Raw genomic sequence first — 17,246 nt, forward strand, 5'->3', positions numbered from 1 at the left:
GGGGAAGTCCGAAATACCAAACAACCGAACTCCAAATACAAACAAGGACACGCCATGGCGTGTCCTTGTGGTTTTAGGTATTGGTATTTTTTTCCCACCCCCTTGTGTATGCGCCGAGGAGCGGAGGTTCAGGCGGATAAGGGATCGCGTTGTTTGAGCGAAGTGAAACGTAGCGAGTTTAGCGAGACCCCGCCTGAACCGAGCACCGCAGGTTGCCCCGGAGCGAAGCGCAGGGGACGCAGACACCAGGGTCGCCTTTTCTTTTGCTTACTTTTCTTTTGGCGAAGCAAAAGAAAAGTGAGTAGCTGCCGGGCTACCCCCGGCCAGCAAACCTCAGCAGAGTCCACCCTGCTGGAAGCAAACTACAACCTCAACTGCGCCGGCAAATATTTAGCCATGAGCTCGTCGTAATAAGGCTTCAACTCCGCAAGAACCGGCGGCCGCTCATTCTTGGAATACAGGTCGTAGGGATTAAACCTCTGCACCCACGCCAGGTGCGCCCTGTCCTGCGCATCGGTGAGGTGCCCATACTCCCCTTCCCTATGCCACGCATAAAACGAGTGGTAGCGGATCATGTACAGCGCCGGCAGCGGCAAATACGGCTTCATGAGCTGGTACAAATATTCGTCATGGCCCCATGACATGTGCACCGCGTCCAGCCCGCAGCCGGGCGTGTAGATGCCGTTCTCGCTGTTGTAGCGGGCATCGCTGCTGTCGGGGTTCAGCGCGAAGTATTCGGGGTACACAATGCGCTCCGAGAAACGGCAGCCCACCGGGAAGGTGTCGCCCACCACCGCCCATTGCGGTTCACCGAACAGGCACAACACCTTGCCCAGGTCGTGGATAAAACCCGTCAGCACAAACCAGTCGGGGTGGCCGTCGGCGCGTATGGCTTCAGCGGTCTGCAGCAGGTGGCTGATCTGCGGCAGTTCGATGTCGGGGTCGGATTCGTCGACCAGGGTGTTGAGGAATTCCAGCGCCGCCCAGGGTGTCATCTCGCGCTGCCCAAAACCCAGCCACTGGGCCTTCTTGGCCCGCACAAAATCCAGCGTCTGATGCTGGTGGTTGTTGCGGTAGAAGTTGCGCACCCTGTCCATGCCGGGCTGGTCGTAGTCGCGGTAGGCGGCACGCTCGGGCTCGCTGGCCAGCAGGGCGGTTTGTTGTAAAGCGGGGCTGGCGGCGTGGGGTGTGGCGGCGTTCATCATCAGCCGATTGTAGAAAGCGCCGCCACTGCGTGCAAACCCGCTGGCGCGCCGGGCCGCAGCGGCTATATTGGGCCGCACCCCCGTGCACCGAAAGCGCCTATGCCACGCACAACCCTCTTGCGCACACTTGCTGCCGGCCTGTTGCTGGGCCTGTGCACCGTCCTGGCCGGCCAGCCGGCTTTTGCGCAAAGCGCCGCACCGCGTGTGGTCGACATCCCCACCCGACCCGGCGTCACCCAGCGCTTTGTCTACATCGCGCCCTCGGGCGCACCCAAGGCCTCCGTCATCCTGATGGCCGGCGGCCACGGCGGCTTGCAGATCAATGAGGCGGGAAGCTTTGGCAGGGGCGAGGGCAACTTCCTCGTGCGCACGCGCCAGCTGTTTGCCGACGCCGGCCTGGCCGTCGCCGTCATTGACGCGCCCTCCGACAAACAGTCGCCACCCTATCTCTCGGGCAACCGGCAAATGCCCGAGCACCGCGCCGATGTGCTGGCCGCCATTGCCTGGCTCAAACAGCAATCACCGGCCCCCGTGTGGCTGGTCGGTACCAGCCGCGGCACCCAGTCGGCCGCCTACATCGCCACCGAGGCCACGCCCGCCCAGGGCGGCCCCGACGGCCTGGTGCTGACATCCAGCATCCTGCTGGACCCCAAGGGCCGCGCCGTGCCCAAAATGCCGCTAGAAAAACTCGCCGTCCCCGTGCTCGTGGTGCACCACGAAAACGACGGCTGCAAGGTCTGCCCCTACAGCGAGATACCAGCCATGATGGAAAAACTGGGCAAGACACCCAAAGCCGAACTCATCAGCATCAGCGGCGGCCAAAACCGCGGCGACCCCTGCGAGGCCATGGCCTACCACGGCTTTAACGGGCTGGAGGCCGATGTGGTCGGCCGGATCACTCGCTGGGTGATTGCGGCCAAGCCCTAAGCGGCGCTCTCTAAGTGGTGGCCTCAGCCTCCGGCCACAGGTTGGGGAAATAAAACCGCAAGGCATGCTGCGGCACCCCAAAACGCAGCTTGCCATGCGGTGAGTCGGTGGCCAGCAGGCCGCGCTTGAGCAAGGCCGTGACCTGGGCCGTGGCAAGGCGTTCACCAAGCCCCAGCAAAGCCTTGAACTCGCTTCGCTCCAGTTCGGCTTGCGTGAGCAGCAAATAGTGCAAAGCCCGCAGGGCCTCACTGCGCACCCCCTGCCTCACCACGCTTTCCTCGAAGGCCAGACAGGCCGCAATGCGGTCCTTCATCCCTGCCATGTCCAGCAGGCCCGCCATAAAGCGCACCTGGTCCAGGCACAGGGCCAGCACATAGCCAATCCAGGCCATCAGCGCCCGCTCCGACAGGTTGCCGCGCCCATCGAGCGCGCCTGCGCGCGGCTCATCGGCCGCGGCCAGGTGGGCGTAATAGGCCTCGTGGCTGCGCGCAAAACCGCGCAAGGGCGACCACAAGCCGTTGGTCAGCCCCTGCGCACCCAGGGCAAGGTGCGTGTGCAGCCGCGCCACGCGGCCGTTGCCGTCCCGAAACGGGTGGACCCAGGCCAAACGGTGATGCGAGGCGGCGATCGCGACAATCTGCAGCTCGCCGCGCCGCACACCGCCATAAAAACCGCCCCATCGCGCCAGCATGGCGCCAATGGCCGCATGGGCCGGCGCCGCATGCACGCCCACACTGACCTCCCGGTCGCGTAGCGCGCCCGGCATCAATACATCGCCTTCGGGCAGCACCCGGTCGGCGTCGGGTAGGCGGGCGAACAAATCCTGGTGAATGTCCTTCACCATTTGCGCGGACCACACTTGCTGGCCCGACCAGCCGCTCCAGCCGGTCTCAATGGCGCGCTCGGTTTCCATGTGCGCCAGCGCCAGGCGTTGCCGCCGCGCCTTGTCCGCGTCACGCGAATAGTCATTGCGCAAGGCGCTCTCGATTTCAAACGGCAGCGTGTGCTGCCCTTCTATCTTGTTGCTGTAGTAGGAGTTCATGGCCCGCAGCAACTGGCGAAGATCGGCCGGCGAACCTTGGCCTGCCAAGCTGCGTGCCTCTTTTTGCAGGTCATGGGCCTGTTCCAGCAGCGGCGCGAGCTGGTGCTCCCCCGGAAGCAGGGGCTCCATCTGCGCGGGATCGTCATAGAGCTGGAATTTTTGCGACTTGGTGGTCATTCCTAAGTCTATGACAATAAAGGATTTTTCGCAATTTCTGCGAGTATTTTTGCGACTTTGTTTGCGACTTCAGCACGCTCGCCATCGCCGGCATCCACCCGCCTGGCTTTAAGCGGGCTTGTCCTGCACCGTGTCATCAGGGCTGCTGCCCACAGCCGCATGGTTAAGCGCCAGGCTCACACCCGCGCGTTTTTCCGCTTTCTGCATGGTGTCCATCACGTCCGGGTCAGGCGCCACACCCCAGGCCATGGCGGTGGTCAGCACCACCAGCGAGGGAATCGCGCGCAAATAACGCGGGCGGAACAAAAAGTCGGCAAGCTTCTTCATGGCAGGCACTCCGGTCATAGCAACATCAGCAACGATAAAAACAACAAGCCTCGATGCTGCGCCGCCAGGCTTAGCGCCGTGCGTCTGCCGTGTTGCGCTATGTATCAATTTGCGCCAAGCCCCGTCCGGCGCGGCCCGGCGGCCTGCGTCTTTACTTGCCTGCCTGCCTGGCTGGCGGGGCCGGTTAGGCCCTGCCGCGGCGCGACTGCAGCTGGTTGCTGCCGCCCACATGCGACTCACGGTCGCTGCGGCTGTTGGCCGTGCGCTGGCCTTCGTTGCGCTGGGTGGGCTTTTGTTCGCCTACCTGGTTGAAGTCATTCTCGACCTTGCCGCCGTGGCCTGACGGGGCGGCCTTGGGGCTGGGGTTGTTGTCCTGCGCTACGGTCGGGTCGGCATCCGTGCCGGTGATGCCCACACTGCGCTGGACATTGGGTTTGCCTGGTTTCATGGCCATGATGCACGTCTCCTTGTGAAGGGTGGTTGATCAACCCATTCTGGAAACCCCCACAGCCCGCCCCTGTCAGACGAAGCCCTGTGCCCCCGCACGACAAGGCGAGGAGAAGGCGAAGCAGGCAGCTCAGCCCCCGGCCGCCTCATCCCAGAACATGGCCTCAATCTTGTGCCCATCATCTCCCTAGACCACATGAGAGACTTAAAGGATGATCGGAAAATCTAAAACAAGCTAACGGAGATCGTTGCCATGGAAATTTCTATAAGCATTGCTGGTGTACTCACACTATGGGTTGTACGTGAAATTGCCGGCTTTATTCTTAAGACAAAACTAGAGCCACATAAGCAGACCGTAAACCGACTGATGAATAAGAAACTCCTTTTCGTCGTCGTAGATGTACTTATTCTTTGCTACTCTTTCTGGTACGCATTCTTTCTTCTTAATAGCATTGAAGTTGCTACGAAAAGAGACGTGCTCATTGGCTTTGGACTTTCCCTATTTGTCACGGTTCAGGTAATGAACCTATTCGACGATTTGGTGCAGTGGGCACGACGCTACAAAGAATTGAGTCAAGAGCACGCTGAAAAGCTCCCAATTCTCGGGTGAGCAAAAATGGAGCTTTTTCTTCCCAACTCTTAGAACAGATGACGCGTCTTACTTATGAGGGAAGAATTTCGAGCGAAGTAAGACTTCATCACGGTGATATTCCAAGTAACTTCGCTGGCCAGAAGAAAAAGTCCCCACGTTCCTCTTTTCACTCGGCGATAGACCCATGCGTGTCAGTGACTCTAGATGAGCTACAGGAGAAATTATCAAATCTCCGTTCCCCTCGAACCCAATAAACCCCTGATCAAAGAGATGGTCCATTGTTGGCGTAAGTAACAGCCCATTCTCGCCGTCCAACCGCTCTTCATTAGAGGAATCGCGCCAAGGTTTGCAATGGCTGGCTCGCAAATGAGCTTCTTTTGTGACTCCAGTTATCCGGCACGCTCTCTCCAACTGCATCACACGTTGTTTAAAAAGACCTTGACCACGGCGCGCCATCACAACAGTTTCTTTCTCTGTCTCGGTTATCTTGCTGTTGCTTTGAACCTGGGCAATTAAATACTCTTCCCACTGGATCTGAATAACAGATGGCTGGACTGGAGCAGGTTCGGTCGCCCGGAACCCCATAACCAAAGTTCGCGCTTCAGCCCCAAGAAGGTTAACAAGCGCGGCAGCAAAGGCATCCGGCAAATAGGTTAGGTAAACACCTTGCATGCCTATGCCGTCTGGGCGCAGTGGTGCGTAAACCTTTTGAAGCAAGGGAGCCAGCACACTCATGTGATCGGAAGGCCGAACCCGCGAACGCAGCTCGACGAACGATACGTTGACTCGCCAACCAACCTTTTCCCAATATGTACCGGTGGTTCCGAACTCGGCCGGCTTAGGCGACTCCTGCGCATTGGATGTCGCAATACCAATGGCGGCAATCACGGTCCCAGCAAAAGAGAAGATCACATCGCCAGGAGATACCTCGCGCATGAAATCGTAGAAAGGATTTCGAGCTTGGTTTGCTTTGCGTTTAGGCGACCAGAGATAGCCGCCCTCTACTTCTTGGCGGTAGGTCTGATTTTGATTTACCCACCAGTAACGCAATTTATTCCCGCCATCCCGATTTGGACGCCAGCTACGCTGACCCTCCTGCTCTTGAAGCGACTCAATAAGAGCAGATTAGTCCATGGTATCCACAGCTATACAAACCCACAAGCGATCAGAAGCCCCAAGAGCACCACTTTCACGCTTCTGCGAACTTAGCCATCAACGCCACCACCCCCGGCTTGGCACAACGCTGCAGCGCCAGCAACAAACCATGGTCAGGCTTGGCCACCCGATGCCGGCTGCGCAAGTCATCCTGGATCTGCCCCAACAAGGAAGCCGCCATCTCGGCATCGGCCATGGCCCGGTGGGCGCGGCCGGCTTTGGGGAGGCGGTGGTAGTCGATCAGCACGCCTAATTTGTGGCTGGGGGCCTGGGGGTACAGCCTTCTGGCGACCAGCATGGTGCAGGCAAAGGGCTGGCTTGTCATTGTTGTTGTCTTCTCCCCTGCCAGGCTGAGTTCGGCTTCCCAGAAGCGGCGGTCAAAAGACGCGTTGTGGGCCACCATGGGGGCGCTGCCGACAAAACGGCTGGCCTCCCTCATCACGGTATCGGCCGCGGGCGCGGCGGCGACCATGGCGTTGCTGATGCCTGTCAGGCTTTCGATAAAGGACGGGATGTAGCGGCCGGCATTCATGAGGCTCTGGAAGCGGTCCACGACTTTGCCGCTGGCTTGATCGACCAGCACGATGGCGATTTCGGTCGCGCGGTCGCCCATGGCCGGTGACAGGCCTGTGGTTTCGAAGTCGATGACGGCAATGCAGCTCATGGTTTGTTGTTGCTGTCGTTGTTCACGCAAAGAAAAACACCATGAAGATCACCTGCGGGAGGTTCACTTTCATGGTGTTGATCGTGGCCAGGTTTGTCATGCTTGCACCGGCCCGGGCCAAGCAGTGGCCTATTTGTAAAACGACTCCACCTTGCCCTTGAGCTTGATCATCAGCGGGTTGCCCTTGCGGTCCACCTTATTGCCGACGGGAACCTTGATCCAGCCTTCGCTGATGCAGTACTCGGCGACGTCAAAACGTTCCTTGTCGTTAAAGCGTATGCCTACGTCGTGCTCAAAGATGGCCCTGACGAAATGCGGGCTGCGCTCGTCGGTGGAGAGGTGGTCGGGCAGCGCCGGGCGTTCTGTTGTTGCTGCTGCAGTAGCCGTGGTGGTCGTGGTTTCTTCGGTCATGGAATCAGAAAGCTGGGTTGGTCGTGTATCAAACGTCGATATTCGCGGCGCGCAAGGCATTCTGCTCGATGAACTCGCGGCGCGGCTCGACTTCGTCGCCCATCAGCATGGTGAAGACGCGGTCGGCTTCGATGGCGTCGTCGATCTGCACTTTGAGCAGGCGGCGCACGGTCGGGTCCATGGTGGTTTCCCACAACTGGGCGGGGTTCATCTCGCCCAGGCCTTTGTAGCGCTGGCGGGCGGTGGCGTTTTCGGCCTGGCCGATCAACCAGGCCATGGCCTGGCGGAAGTCGCTGATTCTTTCTTCCTTCTGGCGTTCGCCTTCGCCGCGCATGACCTTGGCGCCTTCGCTGCTGATCAGGCCCCTGAAGGTGGCGGCCGCTTCAGCCAGGGTGGCGTAGTCGGCGCCGTGCACAAAGTCTTGTGTGATGACGCTGCTCTTGACGTTGCCGTGGTGGCGGCGGCTGATGCGCAGGATCGGTTTGTCGTTGCGGGTGTCGAACTCGCCGGCCACTTCGGCGGGGGTGCCGGTGGTGTTGAGTTCGCGCAGCTTGGCCTGCAGGGCCACGGCTGACACTTCCGCATCGGCCACGGTGTCCAGGTTCAGGCTCACGCCGTCGGCAATCGCACGCAGGGCCTCGGCATCCATAAAGCCGCGCAGGCGGGCAATGACGGACTCGGCCAGCTGGTGCTTACGCGCGAGCTCGGCCAGGGTGTCGCCGGTGAGTATGGATTTTTCGTCGGGGCCGACCTGCACGCTGGCATCCTTGAGCGCAATGCGCAGCAAAAAGCCGTCCAGGGCCGCGGTGTCCTTGAGGTACTGCTCTTCCTTGCCGGCCTTGACTTTGTAGAGCGGCGGCTGGGCGATGTAGATGTGGCCGCGCTCGACGAGCTCGGGCATCTGGCGGTAGAAGAAGGTCAGCAGCAGGGTGCGAATGTGGGCGCCGTCAACGTCGGCGTCGGTCATGATGATGATGCGGTGGTAGCGCAGCTTGGCGACGTTGAAGTCGTCGGTGCCGGCCGTGCCACCCACGCCGCCGGCCTTGCCTATGCCGGTGCCCAGGGCGGTGATCAGCGTCAAAATTTCGTTGCTGGTCAGCAGCTTTTCATAGCGGGCTTTTTCGACGTTGAGGATCTTGCCGCGCAGCGGCAGGATGGCCTGGAATTTACGGTCGCGGCCCTGCTTGGCGGAGCCGCCGGCGGAGTCACCCTCGACCAGGTAGATCTCGCACATGGCGGGGTCTTTTTCCTGGCAGTCGGCCAGCTTGCCGGGCAGGCCCATGCCGTCGAGCACACCTTTGCGGCGTGTCATGTCGCGGGCCTTGCGCGCGGCTTCGCGGGCACGGGCGGCTTCAATGATCTTGCCGACGATGATTTTGGCGTCGTTGGGGCGCTCCTGCAGGTAGTCGTGCAGCAAACGGCTCACGATGTCTTCGACCGGGCCGCGCACTTCGCTGGAAACCAGTTTGTCCTTGGTCTGGCTGCTGAACTTGGGCTCAGGCACCTTGACGCTGAGCACGCAGCACAGGCCTTCGCGCATGTCGTCGCCGGTGACTTCAACTTTGGCTTTTTTGGCGAGCTCGCTGTCGTCGATGTATTTGTTGATGACGCGGGTCATGGCGGCGCGCAGGCCTGTCAGGTGGGTTCCGCCGTCACGCTGGGGAATGTTGTTGGTGAAGCACAGCACCTGCTCGCTGTAGCCGCTGTTCCACTGCATGGCGACTTCAACGCCGATGTTAGTGCCCTGGTCGCTCTGGCGGTCGCCCATGGCGGCGAAGACGTTGGGGTGCAGGACGGTCTTGCCCTTGTTGATGAACTCGACAAAACCCTTGACGCCGCCGGCGCCGGCGAAGTCGTCTTCCTTGCCGGTGCGCTCGTCTTTGAGGCGAATGCGCACGCCGTTGTTGAGGAAGCTCAGTTCGCGCAGACGCTTGCTGAGGATTTCATAGTGGAAGTCATTGTTCTCTTTGAAGATCTCGGTGTCGGGCAAGAAGTGGACTTCGGTGCCGCGTTTGTCGGTGTCGTCCATCACCTTCATCGGCGAGACTTCGACGCCGTCGACGGTCTCGACGATGCGGTTCTGCACAAAGCCGCGCGAGAACTCCATGACATGGACCTTGCCGTCGCGGCGGATGGTCAGGCGCAGCATCTTGCTGAGTGCGTTGACGCAGCTCACGCCCACGCCGTGCAAGCCGCCGGAGACCTTGTAGCTGTTCTGGTTGAACTTGCCGCCGGCGTGCAGCTCGGTCAGGGCGATTTCAGCGGCCGAGCGTTTGGGCTCGTGCTTGTCGTCCATCTTGATGCCGGTGGGGATGCCGCGGCCGTTGTCGGTGACGCTGACGGAGTTGTCGGTGTGGATGGTGACGACGATGTCGTCGCAGTGGCCGGCCAGGGCTTCGTCGATGGAGTTGTCGACCACCTCGAAGACCAGGTGGTGCAGGCCGGTGCCGTCGGAGGTGTCGCCGATGTACATGCCGGGGCGCTTGCGCACGGCTTCCAGGCCTTCGAGGATCTGGATGGAGCCTTCACCATAGGCTTCGGACGCGCCGGCCTGGTTGGTGTCGATTTTGGGCTGGAAATTGGAGCTTTCCTCGGTGGCCGCGCCTTCGGACACATGCACCTGTTCGGCTTCGTTCACTTTGTTTTCTTCAGTCATATCCGGCTTCTTTTCCGATCTTTTCACGAGCTATTTCGTGAGCTGTTTCGCGATCTCTTTTCGAATTGCTTCGATTTCTTCAATCTCTTGAATGACCAAACCCGCGTAGGGTCGCGGGTCTGATGGGTGTTGGCGTATGTTCAGCGCGCTAGATGCGCATGGGCATCACCACGTATTTGAAGGCCGAATCGTCGGGGATGGTCAGCAGCGCGGAGCTGTTGGAATCGGCCAGTTCGATCTTGACCATGTCCTGGTCCATATTGGCCAGCGCGTCTATCAGGTAGGTCACGTTGAAGCCGATCTCGATGGCGTCGCCGCCGTAGTCGATGTCGAGCTCGTCGACGGCTTCTTCCTGCTCGGCATTGTTGGAGGCCACGCGCAGGGTGCCGGGCTCGATGTTCAGGCGCACGCCCTTGAACTTCTCGCTGGTCAGGATGGCGGTGCGCTGCAGGCTGGCCAGCAGGGGCACGCGGCCCAGGGTGATGATGTTTTTGTGGTTCTTGGGGATCACGCGGTTGTAGTCGGGGAACTTGCCTTCGACCAGCTTGGTGACGAACTCCATGCCTTCAAAGCTGAACTTGGCCTGGTTGCCAGCGAACTGCATCTCGATGGCGCCTTCCTTGTCGCTGAGCAGGCGCTGCATTTCGAGCACGGTCTTGCGCGGCAGGATCACTTCCTGCTTGGGCACTTCAACATCGAGCATGGCCGAGGAGAAGGCTAGGCGGTGGCCGTCGGTGGCGACCAGGCTCAGCTGCTTGCCTTCAGCGACAAACAGGATGCCGTTGAGGTAGTAACGGATGTCGTGCACGGCCATGGCGAAGGAGACCTGGTTGAGCAGCTCCTTGAGCACTTTTTGCGGCACCGAGAAGCCGGGGCCGAAGTTGGCGGCTTCCTGGACCAGGGGGAAGTCTTCGGCGGGCAGGGTTTGCAGCGTGAAGCGGCTTTTGCCGCCCTTGAGGATCAGCTTGTTCTGCGAGGACTCGAGCGAGACGGTCTGGTCGCTGGGCATGGAACGCAGGATGTCGATGAGCTTGCGGGCACCCACGGTGGTGGTGAAGTTGCCGCTGTCGCCGTCGAGCTCGGCCGTGGTGCGGATCTGGATCTCAAGATCGCTGGTGGTCAGCTGCACCTGTGCGCCGGTTTTGCGGATCAGCACGTTGGCCAGAATCGGCAAGGTGTGCCTGCGCTCCACGATGCCGGCGACCGATTGCAGTACCGACAAAACTTTATCCTGGGTTGCTTTCAGAACGATCATGACTTCCTCTGTATATATCTTTAATTCTTTAATTCAAATTAGTAGTAGTAGATAAGGGGGGAGCCCATCTGTGGATAGTGCCATTTTCCCCTTTTTGATCAACCACTTGGCGTTTGTTTAACCATGTGCCCAGATGCCGTGGAAGCTCACTGCCGGATATGAACAACTTTCGATTGTCATCTGCTTCTGTGGATAAACCATGGGTTGTTCAAAAGTTGTCCCCAAACTTGTTGTGAAGGCCTTTGAGCCGGGGATTGGGCCCCAAAAACTGAGCGCTAAAGGATTCATTTCCCATATAGAGAGTGCTTTCAGCCTTTCAGGGTCTGTTCCAGCACATGCAGCTGCTGGTTGAGTTCGGTCATCTGCTGGCGCTCCGCGGACATCTTGCGCACCGCGTGCAGCACCGTGGTGTGGTCGCGCCCGCCGAAGAGCTCGCCGATCTCGGGCAGGCTCTTCTGGGTCAGTTCCTTGGCCAAATACATGGCGATCTGGCGCGGCCGGGCAATGCTGGCGGGCCGCTTCTTGGAATACATGTCGGCGACCTTGATCTTGTAATAGTCGGCGACGGTCTTCTGGATGTTCTCGACGCTGATCTGCCGGTTCTGGATGGAAAGCAGGTCGCGCAAGGCCTCCCGGGCCAGCTGGATGGAGATTTCCTTGAGGTTGAAGCGCGAATAGGCCAGGATCTTGCGCAGCGCGCCTTCGAGCTCGCGCACGTTGGAGCGCACGTTCTTGGCGACAAAGAAGGCGACCTCCTCGGGCATGGAGGCGCCTTCGGCCTCGGCCTTACGGATCAGGATGGCCACGCGCATTTCGAGTTCTGGCGGCTCGATGGCGACCGTGAGGCCGGAATCAAAGCGCGAGACCAGGCGTTCGTGGATGTCCGTCAAACCCTTGGGGTAAGTGTCGCTGGTCATCACGATGTGCGACTTTTTGGTCAGCAAGGCCTCAAAAGCGTTGAAAAACTCTTCCTGGGTGCGGTCCTTGTTGGCGAAGAACTGGACGTCGTCGATCAGCAGCAAATCCAGGGAGTGGTACCGCTCCTTGAATTCATCAAAAGTCTTGCGCTGGTAAGCTTTAACCACATCTGAAACAAATTGTTCAGCATGGATGTAGAGAACTTTGGCCGCGGGGTTGTCCACCAGCAGTTTGTTGCCGATGGCGTGCATCAAATGGGTCTTGCCCAGACCGACGCCGCCGTAGATAAAAAGCGGGTTGTAAAGCTGGCCCAGGCTGCTGGATACATGTAGGGCGGCAGCCCGGCCCATGCGGTTGGCCGTGCCTTCAATCAGGGTGTCGAAGGTCAGCGCGCTGTTGAGCCGGTTTTTGAAAGGCGCGCCGGCGGCTTCTTCGGGAACGCCCAGGCCGACGGGCTCGGGGATATTCGAGCCTTCAAAGCTGCGGATCAAGGAATTCGATTTGACGGGCGCTTCGCGAGGAGCAAGCGCTAACTCAAGGGCTATGGCCTGGCCGGAAATTTTCTCGAGCAGGGCCGAAATACGGCCGGCATACTGGGCACGCACCCAGTCCAGTTTGAAGCGGTTGCCCACCAGAACGGTGACTTTGGAGAGGTCGGCCGCAACGTCAACCACCAGCGGACGGATCCAGGTGTTGAACTGCTGCTCGGGCAATTCCTGCGCCAAATGGTCGACGCAGCTTTGCCACAAGCCCTGGCTCAGGTTTTGGACGGATGCCTCACTCATGCTGGTTTTTGCCGGGTTGCCGGCCTGGCAGAAGGGGCCGGGCGGCGTGTCGCTGCTTGTGGATATTGTTAATTTTGAGCACCGGCAATTGTAGTCCGGGCGGGGAGTTATCCACAAAATAAATGCTCAGTGTTTCAACCTATTTTCGGGCCGTCCGGATGGGTTCTGGCGGCCTCGCGGCGGCGCCCGGGAAGTGGTTGGGCAGGTGGCCGGGCGCTTCTCAGCCTTTACCGCCAATGAGTGGGCTAACTTGTTGCCAGCGTTGGGAAATCTGCGATAATCATGGGTTTCCCTGATTCGCAGCGGGTTTTCGCCTGTTTGCAGACTTGCAGAGTTGGTTGTGTTGTACGGCCACCAAGATCATTCGAATCGCCCAGGGGAAGCTTTGTAGCTGACCGGCTAGTAGGACTTATCATGAAACGCACATACCAACCTTCCAAAGTCAAACGCGCCCGCACGCACGGCTTTCTGACGCGCATGAAAACGCGCGGCGGCCGCGCAGTGATCGCCGCGCGCCGCGCCAAGGGCCGCAAACGCCTGGCTGTCTAAGCCTGTCGTTTTTGCTGGCCATCCGCAGTTTTCCGAACTGAGGCCTGGCGCTCGTGCAGCGGCTTCAAACCCGTTCCCAGTTCCAGGCAGTCCTTGCCGGCGCCATCGTTGCAAAAACAACGCACTTCGCATTGCACCGCAATGCGCTGGACGCCAGGCCGGTGCAAACCGAGTCCGGCGGCCCTGTTGATGCCCTTGCGGCAAGGTCGCTGTTCCCCGTCCAGGACACCTGGCTCGGGGCCATGGTTCCAAAACGCTGGGCCAAACGGGCTGTCACGCGCAACGCCATCAAACGCCAGATCTACACCGTGAGCGCTGATTTTTCGCATCAGTATCCCGAGGCCGCTTATGTGGTCCGCTTGCGGCGTGATTTTTCGCGCACCGAATTCGTCAGCGCCAGCTCCGAGCCGCTCAAACAGGCCGTGCGCGCCGAAGTCCAGGCCCTGATGCAGGCCGGAGCCAAAGCGCCATGAGCCTGCCGGCCGCCCTCGCCCGCTTGCCGCAAACGCTGTTGATAGGCCTGGTCAAAGGCTATCGCCTGCTGCTCAGCCCCTGGCTGGGCTCGGCCTGCCGTTTCGAGCCGACTTGTTCCGCATACTCTCTGGAGGCGCTGCAGCAGCACGGCGCCGCCGTGGGCAGCTACCTCACGCTGCGCCGCCTGGCCCGTTGCCATCCTTGGTGTGAAGGCGGGCTCGACCCCGTACCGCCTGCCGCAGCGCGCCCCTTCTCTCTCTTTTCCCGCCTGGCCACGCCCGTGGCCCCTACCCCTTCTAAAAAGACGCCGTCATGAACGACATCCGCCGCACCATCTTGTGGGTGATATTTGGTTTCTCCATGGTCCTCCTGTGGGACCAGTGGCAGGTTTTTAACGGCCACAAGGCGACCTTCTTCCCCTCCAGCACGCAGTCCGCCAAGGCGCCCGCCGCCGGTGCTGCCGCTTCCGCGCCGGCCGCCGGCGCCGCGGCTTCTTCGGTGCCAACACCCCAGGCCGCCAACGCGGCGCCCGCCGCGCCGGGCACCGTGCCCACAGGCGCGCCGACGATCGCGCCCGCGGCCACGAAGGAACGTGTGGTGGTGAACACCGACGTGCTCACGCTGACCTTTGACAGCGAAGGCGGCACGCTGGTGCATTCGGCTTTTGCCAAGTACAAGGACCAGACGCACAAGGACCAGGGTTTTGTGCTGCTCGATGAAAGCGCCAACCGCGTCTATGTAGCGCAGACCGGCCTGATCGGCAGCGGCAGCTTCCCCACGCACAAGACCTTGATGAAGCTTGTCCCCGGCGAGCGTTCGCTGAAAGACGGCCTCAATGAACTCGAAGTCAAGTTCGAATCGGCCGACGTCGGCGGTGTCAAGCTGGTCAAGACCTACACCTTGAAGCGCGGCGCCTATGACATCGCGGTGCGCCACGACGTCGTCAACACCGGCACGGCCGCGGTCTCGCCGCAGCTCTACCTGCAGCTGGTGCGCGACGGCAACAAGCCGCCCGGAGAGTCATCTTTCTATTCCACCTTCACCGGCCCGGCGATTTACACCGATGCCAAGAAGTACCAGAAGGTCGAGTTCAAGGACATCGAGAACAACAAGGTCGACGTGGAGAAACAGGCCAGCAACGGCTATGCCGCCATGGTGCAGCACTACTTCGCCTCGGCCTGGATCCTGGGCGACGGCATCAAGCGCGACCTGTTCTTCCGCAAGGTGGACACCAATCTCTACGCTGTCGGCATGATCGCCTCGCTGGACGCCATTGCACCCGGCGCGACCAAGACCATAGACTCGAAATTCTTCGTCGGCCCGCAGGAAGAAAAAACCCTGGAAGCCATTTCCCCCGGCCTGGAGCTGGTGAAGGACTATGGCTGGCTCACCATCCTGGCCAAGCCGCTGTACTGGCTGCTCGACAAGCTGCATGGCTTCATCCACAACTGGGGCTGGTCCATCGTGGCGCTGGTGCTGCTGCTCAAGGTGGCGTTCTACTGGCTCAATGCCAAGGCTTACGCCAGCATGGCCAAGATGAAGGCCATCAACCCCAAGATCATGGAAATGCGCGAGCGCCTGAAGGACAAGCCGCAAGAAATGCAGCAGGCCATGATGAAAATCTACCGCGAGGAAAAGGTCAACCCCATGGGCGGCTGCTTCCCCATCATGATCCAGATCCCGGTGTTTATCGCGCTGTACTGGGTGCTGCTGTCCAGCGTCGAGATGCGCAACGCGCCCTGGATAGGTTGGATCCACGACCTCTCGGCGCCGGACCCCTTCTTTATCCTGCCCATCGTGATGACGCTGACGACCATGCTGCAGACGGCGCTCAACCCCGCACCGCCGGACCCGATGCAGGCCAAGCTGATGTGGTTCATGCCGCTGATCTTCAGCGTGATGTTCTTCTTCTTCCCGGCCGGCTTGGTGCTGTACTGGATCACCAACAACATCCTGTCCATCGCCCAGCAGTGGGTGATCAACACCCGCATGGGCGTGCCGCCTCAGTTCAACCTGCCTAAATTCAATTAAGGCGGGCAGAAAATAAAAATTGGGCCGCTTCGCGGCCCTTTTTCTTTGGAAACTGATGGAAGCCTGGCCGCCGCGCCCAGGCCAGGCCCGCCCACTGATTGCCGCTTAATATCTAGCACCATGCTGGCCCGACACCACGACCCCATTGTTGCCATTGCCACCGCGCCCGGCCGCGGCGCCGTGGGCATTGTGCGCGTCTCCGGCAAACACATCGCGCCCGTGATTGAAGCGCTGTGCGGCCGCGCGCTGCTGCCGCGCCAGGCGACCTACCTGCCCTTTCTCGACGCGCAAGGCGCGGCCATAGACCAGGGCCTGGCCCTGCATTTCCCCGCACCCCATTCCTATACCGGCGAAGACGTGCTGGAGTTGCAGGCCCATGGCGGGCCGGTGGTGCTGCAGCTGTTGCTGGCGCGCTGCCTGGAAGCCGGCGCCGCGCTTGATCCCACCACCGGCCACGCGGCCCTGCCCCGGCTGCGTGTGGCGCAACCCGGCGAATTCACCGAGCGCGCCTTCCTCAACGACAAGATAGACCTGGCGCAGGCCGAGGCCATCGCCGACCTGATTGACGCCAGCACCGAAACCGCGGCGCGCTCTGCCGCGCGTTCGATGTCGGGTGAGTTTTCGCTGGCGGTCAACACGCTGCTCGAGCAGCTGATCCACCTGCGCATGCTGGTGGAAGCCACGCTGGACTTCCCGGAAGAAGACATCGACTTCCTGCAAAAGGCCGATGCGCAAGGCCAGCTGGCGCGGTTGCAAACGACGCTGGCCGCCGTGATGCAGCGCGCCGTGCAGGGTGCGCTGCTGCGCGAAGGCATCAAGGTGGTGATCGCAGGCCAACCCAATGCTGGCAAGAGTTCATTGCTCAACGCCCTCGCCGGCGCCGAGCTCGCCATCGTCACGCCGATTGCCGGCACCACGCGCGACAAGGTGTCGCAGCTGATCCAGATCGAGGGCGTGCCCCTGCATGTGGTGGACACCGCCGGCCTGCGCGACGCGCTCGACGAAGTCGAAAAAATCGGCGTGGAACGCGCCTGGGCCGAAATCGCCAGCGCCGACGCCGTGCTCTTCCTGCACGACCTGACGCGCCACACCGCCGACTACCTGGCCGCCGACGCGCACATCACGCAGGTGCTGGCTTGCGAGTTGCCGCGCAACACGCCCGTCATCGATGTCTGGAACAAAAGCGACGCGGCCAGTGCGCAGGTGCTGGGCTCCATCGAGGGCGGCGTGTTGATCTCCGCCAAAACTGGCACCGGTTTGCAGGACTTGCGCAACCGGCTGCTGGAGGTCGCGGGCTGGCAGGCTGTGCCTGAGGGGGTGTTCATGGCGCGTGAGCGCCATGTGCGCGCGCTGCGCCAGGTGCAAGAGCAATTCAGCAAAGCCGGCGCGCAGCTTCATGCGGCGCAGCCGGCCCTGGACCTGTTGGCCGAGGACCTGCGGCAGGCCCAGTTGCACCTGGGCGAGATCACCGGCGCGTTCACGCCGGACGACCTGCTGGGCGAAATTTTCTCGAGATTCTGTATTGGAAAGTAGTAAGCGGCTGGCCGGCGAACGATGGGCGGGCGCTGTGCGCGGACCAGCGGTCGCAAACCCGCTGAAAGGGTTAAAAATGGCCTGTTTTCGAGGGGAAA

At 60.8% G+C, this 17,246-nt stretch carries 17 protein-coding genes; 7 read left to right on the forward strand and 10 right to left on the reverse strand.

What is annotated here, in order from left to right; genetic code table 11:
- Positions 1 to 362: 362 nt before the first annotated feature.
- Positions 363 to 1,205 carry an inositol oxygenase family protein gene (locus tag BLQ85_RS22320; protein ID WP_074580167.1) on the reverse strand — a complete coding sequence of 281 codons (843 nt, stop codon included), beginning with the start codon at positions 1,203 to 1,205 and terminating at the stop codon, positions 363 to 365.
- Positions 1,206 to 1,304: 99 nt separating this feature from the next.
- On the opposite strand from BLQ85_RS22320, the gene BLQ85_RS22325 reads away from it, so the two are divergent.
- Complete coding sequence (locus BLQ85_RS22325) at positions 1,305 to 2,132, forward strand: alpha/beta hydrolase (RefSeq protein ID WP_074580168.1); 828 nt, start codon at positions 1,305 to 1,307, stop codon at positions 2,130 to 2,132.
- 10 nt (positions 2,133 to 2,142) lie between these two features.
- On the opposite strand, the gene BLQ85_RS22330 is transcribed toward BLQ85_RS22325, so the two are convergent.
- The 3 genes from BLQ85_RS22330 to BLQ85_RS22340 all read right to left on the reverse strand — a co-directional run bounded on the left by BLQ85_RS22330 (position 2,143) and on the right by BLQ85_RS22340 (position 4,132).
- Entirely contained in the window at positions 2,143 to 3,351 is a 1,209-nt protein-coding gene (locus BLQ85_RS22330) for a Fic family protein (RefSeq protein ID WP_074580169.1), read from the reverse strand.
- Between the two features lie 108 nt (positions 3,352 to 3,459).
- Positions 3,460 to 3,678, reverse strand: coding sequence for a hypothetical protein (locus BLQ85_RS22335; protein WP_074580234.1), 219 nt, complete (start codon positions 3,676 to 3,678; stop codon positions 3,460 to 3,462).
- Positions 3,679 to 3,862: 184 nt separating this feature from the next.
- Positions 3,863 to 4,132 (reverse strand): hypothetical protein, encoded by a 270-nt coding sequence (locus BLQ85_RS22340; RefSeq protein ID WP_371327334.1) that lies wholly within the window; start codon positions 4,130 to 4,132, stop codon positions 3,863 to 3,865.
- Between the two features lie 246 nt (positions 4,133 to 4,378).
- Between BLQ85_RS22340 and BLQ85_RS22345 the strand changes: the two genes are divergently transcribed.
- Complete coding sequence (locus tag BLQ85_RS22345) at positions 4,379 to 4,735, forward strand: hypothetical protein (RefSeq protein ID WP_074580170.1); 357 nt, start codon at positions 4,379 to 4,381, stop codon at positions 4,733 to 4,735.
- 48 nt (positions 4,736 to 4,783) lie between these two features.
- Here the strand turns inward: BLQ85_RS22345 and BLQ85_RS22350 are convergent, their stop codons facing one another.
- From BLQ85_RS22350 to dnaA, 6 genes are all read right to left on the reverse strand, one after another.
- Complete coding sequence (locus BLQ85_RS22350; RefSeq protein ID WP_074580171.1) at positions 4,784 to 5,767, reverse strand: HNH endonuclease; 984 nt, start codon at positions 5,765 to 5,767, stop codon at positions 4,784 to 4,786.
- 139 nt (positions 5,768 to 5,906) lie between these two features.
- Positions 5,907 to 6,536: a 3'-5' exonuclease gene (locus BLQ85_RS22355; RefSeq protein WP_074580172.1), complete on the reverse strand. Its 630-nt coding sequence runs from the start codon at positions 6,534 to 6,536 to the stop codon at positions 5,907 to 5,909.
- Positions 6,537 to 6,665: 129 nt separating this feature from the next.
- The gene (locus BLQ85_RS22360; RefSeq protein WP_074580173.1) at positions 6,666 to 6,947 is read right to left on the reverse strand and encodes a DUF3297 family protein; all 282 of its coding nucleotides are present in this window, start codon (positions 6,945 to 6,947) and stop codon (positions 6,666 to 6,668) included.
- A gap of 28 nt (positions 6,948 to 6,975) precedes the next feature.
- Positions 6,976 to 9,603, reverse strand: a complete 2,628-nt coding sequence (gyrB, locus tag BLQ85_RS22365) for a DNA topoisomerase (ATP-hydrolyzing) subunit B (protein ID WP_074580174.1) — start codon at positions 9,601 to 9,603, stop codon at positions 6,976 to 6,978.
- Between the two features lie 148 nt (positions 9,604 to 9,751).
- Positions 9,752 to 10,858 carry a DNA polymerase III subunit beta gene (dnaN, locus tag BLQ85_RS22370; RefSeq protein ID WP_074580175.1) on the reverse strand — a complete coding sequence of 369 codons (1,107 nt, stop codon included), beginning with the start codon at positions 10,856 to 10,858 and terminating at the stop codon, positions 9,752 to 9,754.
- Between the two features lie 308 nt (positions 10,859 to 11,166).
- Positions 11,167 to 12,561 carry a chromosomal replication initiator protein DnaA gene (gene dnaA / locus BLQ85_RS22375; protein WP_074580176.1) on the reverse strand — a complete coding sequence of 465 codons (1,395 nt, stop codon included), beginning with the start codon at positions 12,559 to 12,561 and terminating at the stop codon, positions 11,167 to 11,169.
- A gap of 414 nt (positions 12,562 to 12,975) precedes the next feature.
- On the opposite strand from dnaA, the gene rpmH reads away from it, so the two are divergent.
- The 5 genes from rpmH to mnmE all read left to right on the forward strand — a co-directional run bounded on the left by rpmH (position 12,976) and on the right by mnmE (position 17,148).
- Complete coding sequence (rpmH, locus tag BLQ85_RS22380; protein WP_007862708.1) at positions 12,976 to 13,110, forward strand: 50S ribosomal protein L34; 135 nt, start codon at positions 12,976 to 12,978, stop codon at positions 13,108 to 13,110.
- 53 nt (positions 13,111 to 13,163) lie between these two features.
- Complete coding sequence (locus tag BLQ85_RS22385; RefSeq protein WP_074580177.1) at positions 13,164 to 13,583, forward strand: ribonuclease P protein component; 420 nt, start codon at positions 13,164 to 13,166, stop codon at positions 13,581 to 13,583.
- Entirely contained in the window at positions 13,580 to 13,900 is a 321-nt protein-coding gene (gene yidD / locus BLQ85_RS22390; protein ID WP_074580178.1) for a membrane protein insertion efficiency factor YidD, read from the forward strand. The genes BLQ85_RS22385 and yidD overlap by 4 nt, the downstream gene beginning before the upstream one ends.
- Positions 13,897 to 15,615: a membrane protein insertase YidC gene (yidC, locus tag BLQ85_RS22395; protein ID WP_074580179.1), complete on the forward strand. Its 1,719-nt coding sequence runs from the start codon at positions 13,897 to 13,899 to the stop codon at positions 15,613 to 15,615. Before yidD ends, yidC begins: the two co-directional genes overlap by 4 nt.
- Positions 15,616 to 15,735: 120 nt before the next feature.
- Positions 15,736 to 17,148, forward strand: coding sequence for a tRNA uridine-5-carboxymethylaminomethyl(34) synthesis GTPase MnmE (gene mnmE / locus BLQ85_RS22400; protein ID WP_074580180.1), 1,413 nt, complete (start codon positions 15,736 to 15,738; stop codon positions 17,146 to 17,148).
- Positions 17,149 to 17,246: the final 98 nt, after the last annotated feature.

The organism is Polaromonas sp. JS666, assembly GCF_900103405.1.
Classification (GTDB): Bacteria; Pseudomonadota; Gammaproteobacteria; order Burkholderiales; family Burkholderiaceae_C; genus Polaromonas.

Coding starts and splice junctions, on each gene's coding strand:
- BLQ85_RS22320 (WP_074580167.1), bottom strand. CDS start 1,205: ATGATGAACGCCGCCACACCCCACGCCGCCAGCCCCGCTTTACAACAA.
- BLQ85_RS22325 (WP_074580168.1), top strand. CDS start 1,305: ATGCCACGCACAACCCTCTTGCGCACACTTGCTGCCGGCCTGTTGCTG.
- BLQ85_RS22330 (WP_074580169.1), bottom strand. CDS start 3,351: ATGACCACCAAGTCGCAAAAATTCCAGCTCTATGACGATCCCGCGCAG.
- BLQ85_RS22335 (WP_074580234.1), bottom strand. CDS start 3,678: ATGAAGAAGCTTGCCGACTTTTTGTTCCGCCCGCGTTATTTGCGCGCG.
- BLQ85_RS22340 (WP_371327334.1), bottom strand. CDS start 4,132: ATGGCCATGAAACCAGGCAAACCCAATGTCCAGCGCAGTGTGGGCATC.
- BLQ85_RS22345 (WP_074580170.1), top strand. CDS start 4,379: ATGGAAATTTCTATAAGCATTGCTGGTGTACTCACACTATGGGTTGTA.
- BLQ85_RS22355 (WP_074580172.1), bottom strand. CDS start 6,536: ATGAGCTGCATTGCCGTCATCGACTTCGAAACCACAGGCCTGTCACCG.
- BLQ85_RS22360 (WP_074580173.1), bottom strand. CDS start 6,947: ATGACCGAAGAAACCACGACCACCACGGCTACTGCAGCAGCAACAACA.
- gyrB (WP_074580174.1), bottom strand. CDS start 9,603: ATGACTGAAGAAAACAAAGTGAACGAAGCCGAACAGGTGCATGTGTCC.
- dnaN (WP_074580175.1), bottom strand. CDS start 10,858: ATGATCGTTCTGAAAGCAACCCAGGATAAAGTTTTGTCGGTACTGCAA.
- dnaA (WP_074580176.1), bottom strand. CDS start 12,561: ATGAGTGAGGCATCCGTCCAAAACCTGAGCCAGGGCTTGTGGCAAAGC.
- rpmH (WP_007862708.1), top strand. CDS start 12,976: ATGAAACGCACATACCAACCTTCCAAAGTCAAACGCGCCCGCACGCAC.
- yidD (WP_074580178.1), top strand. CDS start 13,580: ATGAGCCTGCCGGCCGCCCTCGCCCGCTTGCCGCAAACGCTGTTGATA.
- yidC (WP_074580179.1), top strand. CDS start 13,897: ATGAACGACATCCGCCGCACCATCTTGTGGGTGATATTTGGTTTCTCC.
- mnmE (WP_074580180.1), top strand. CDS start 15,736: ATGCTGGCCCGACACCACGACCCCATTGTTGCCATTGCCACCGCGCCC.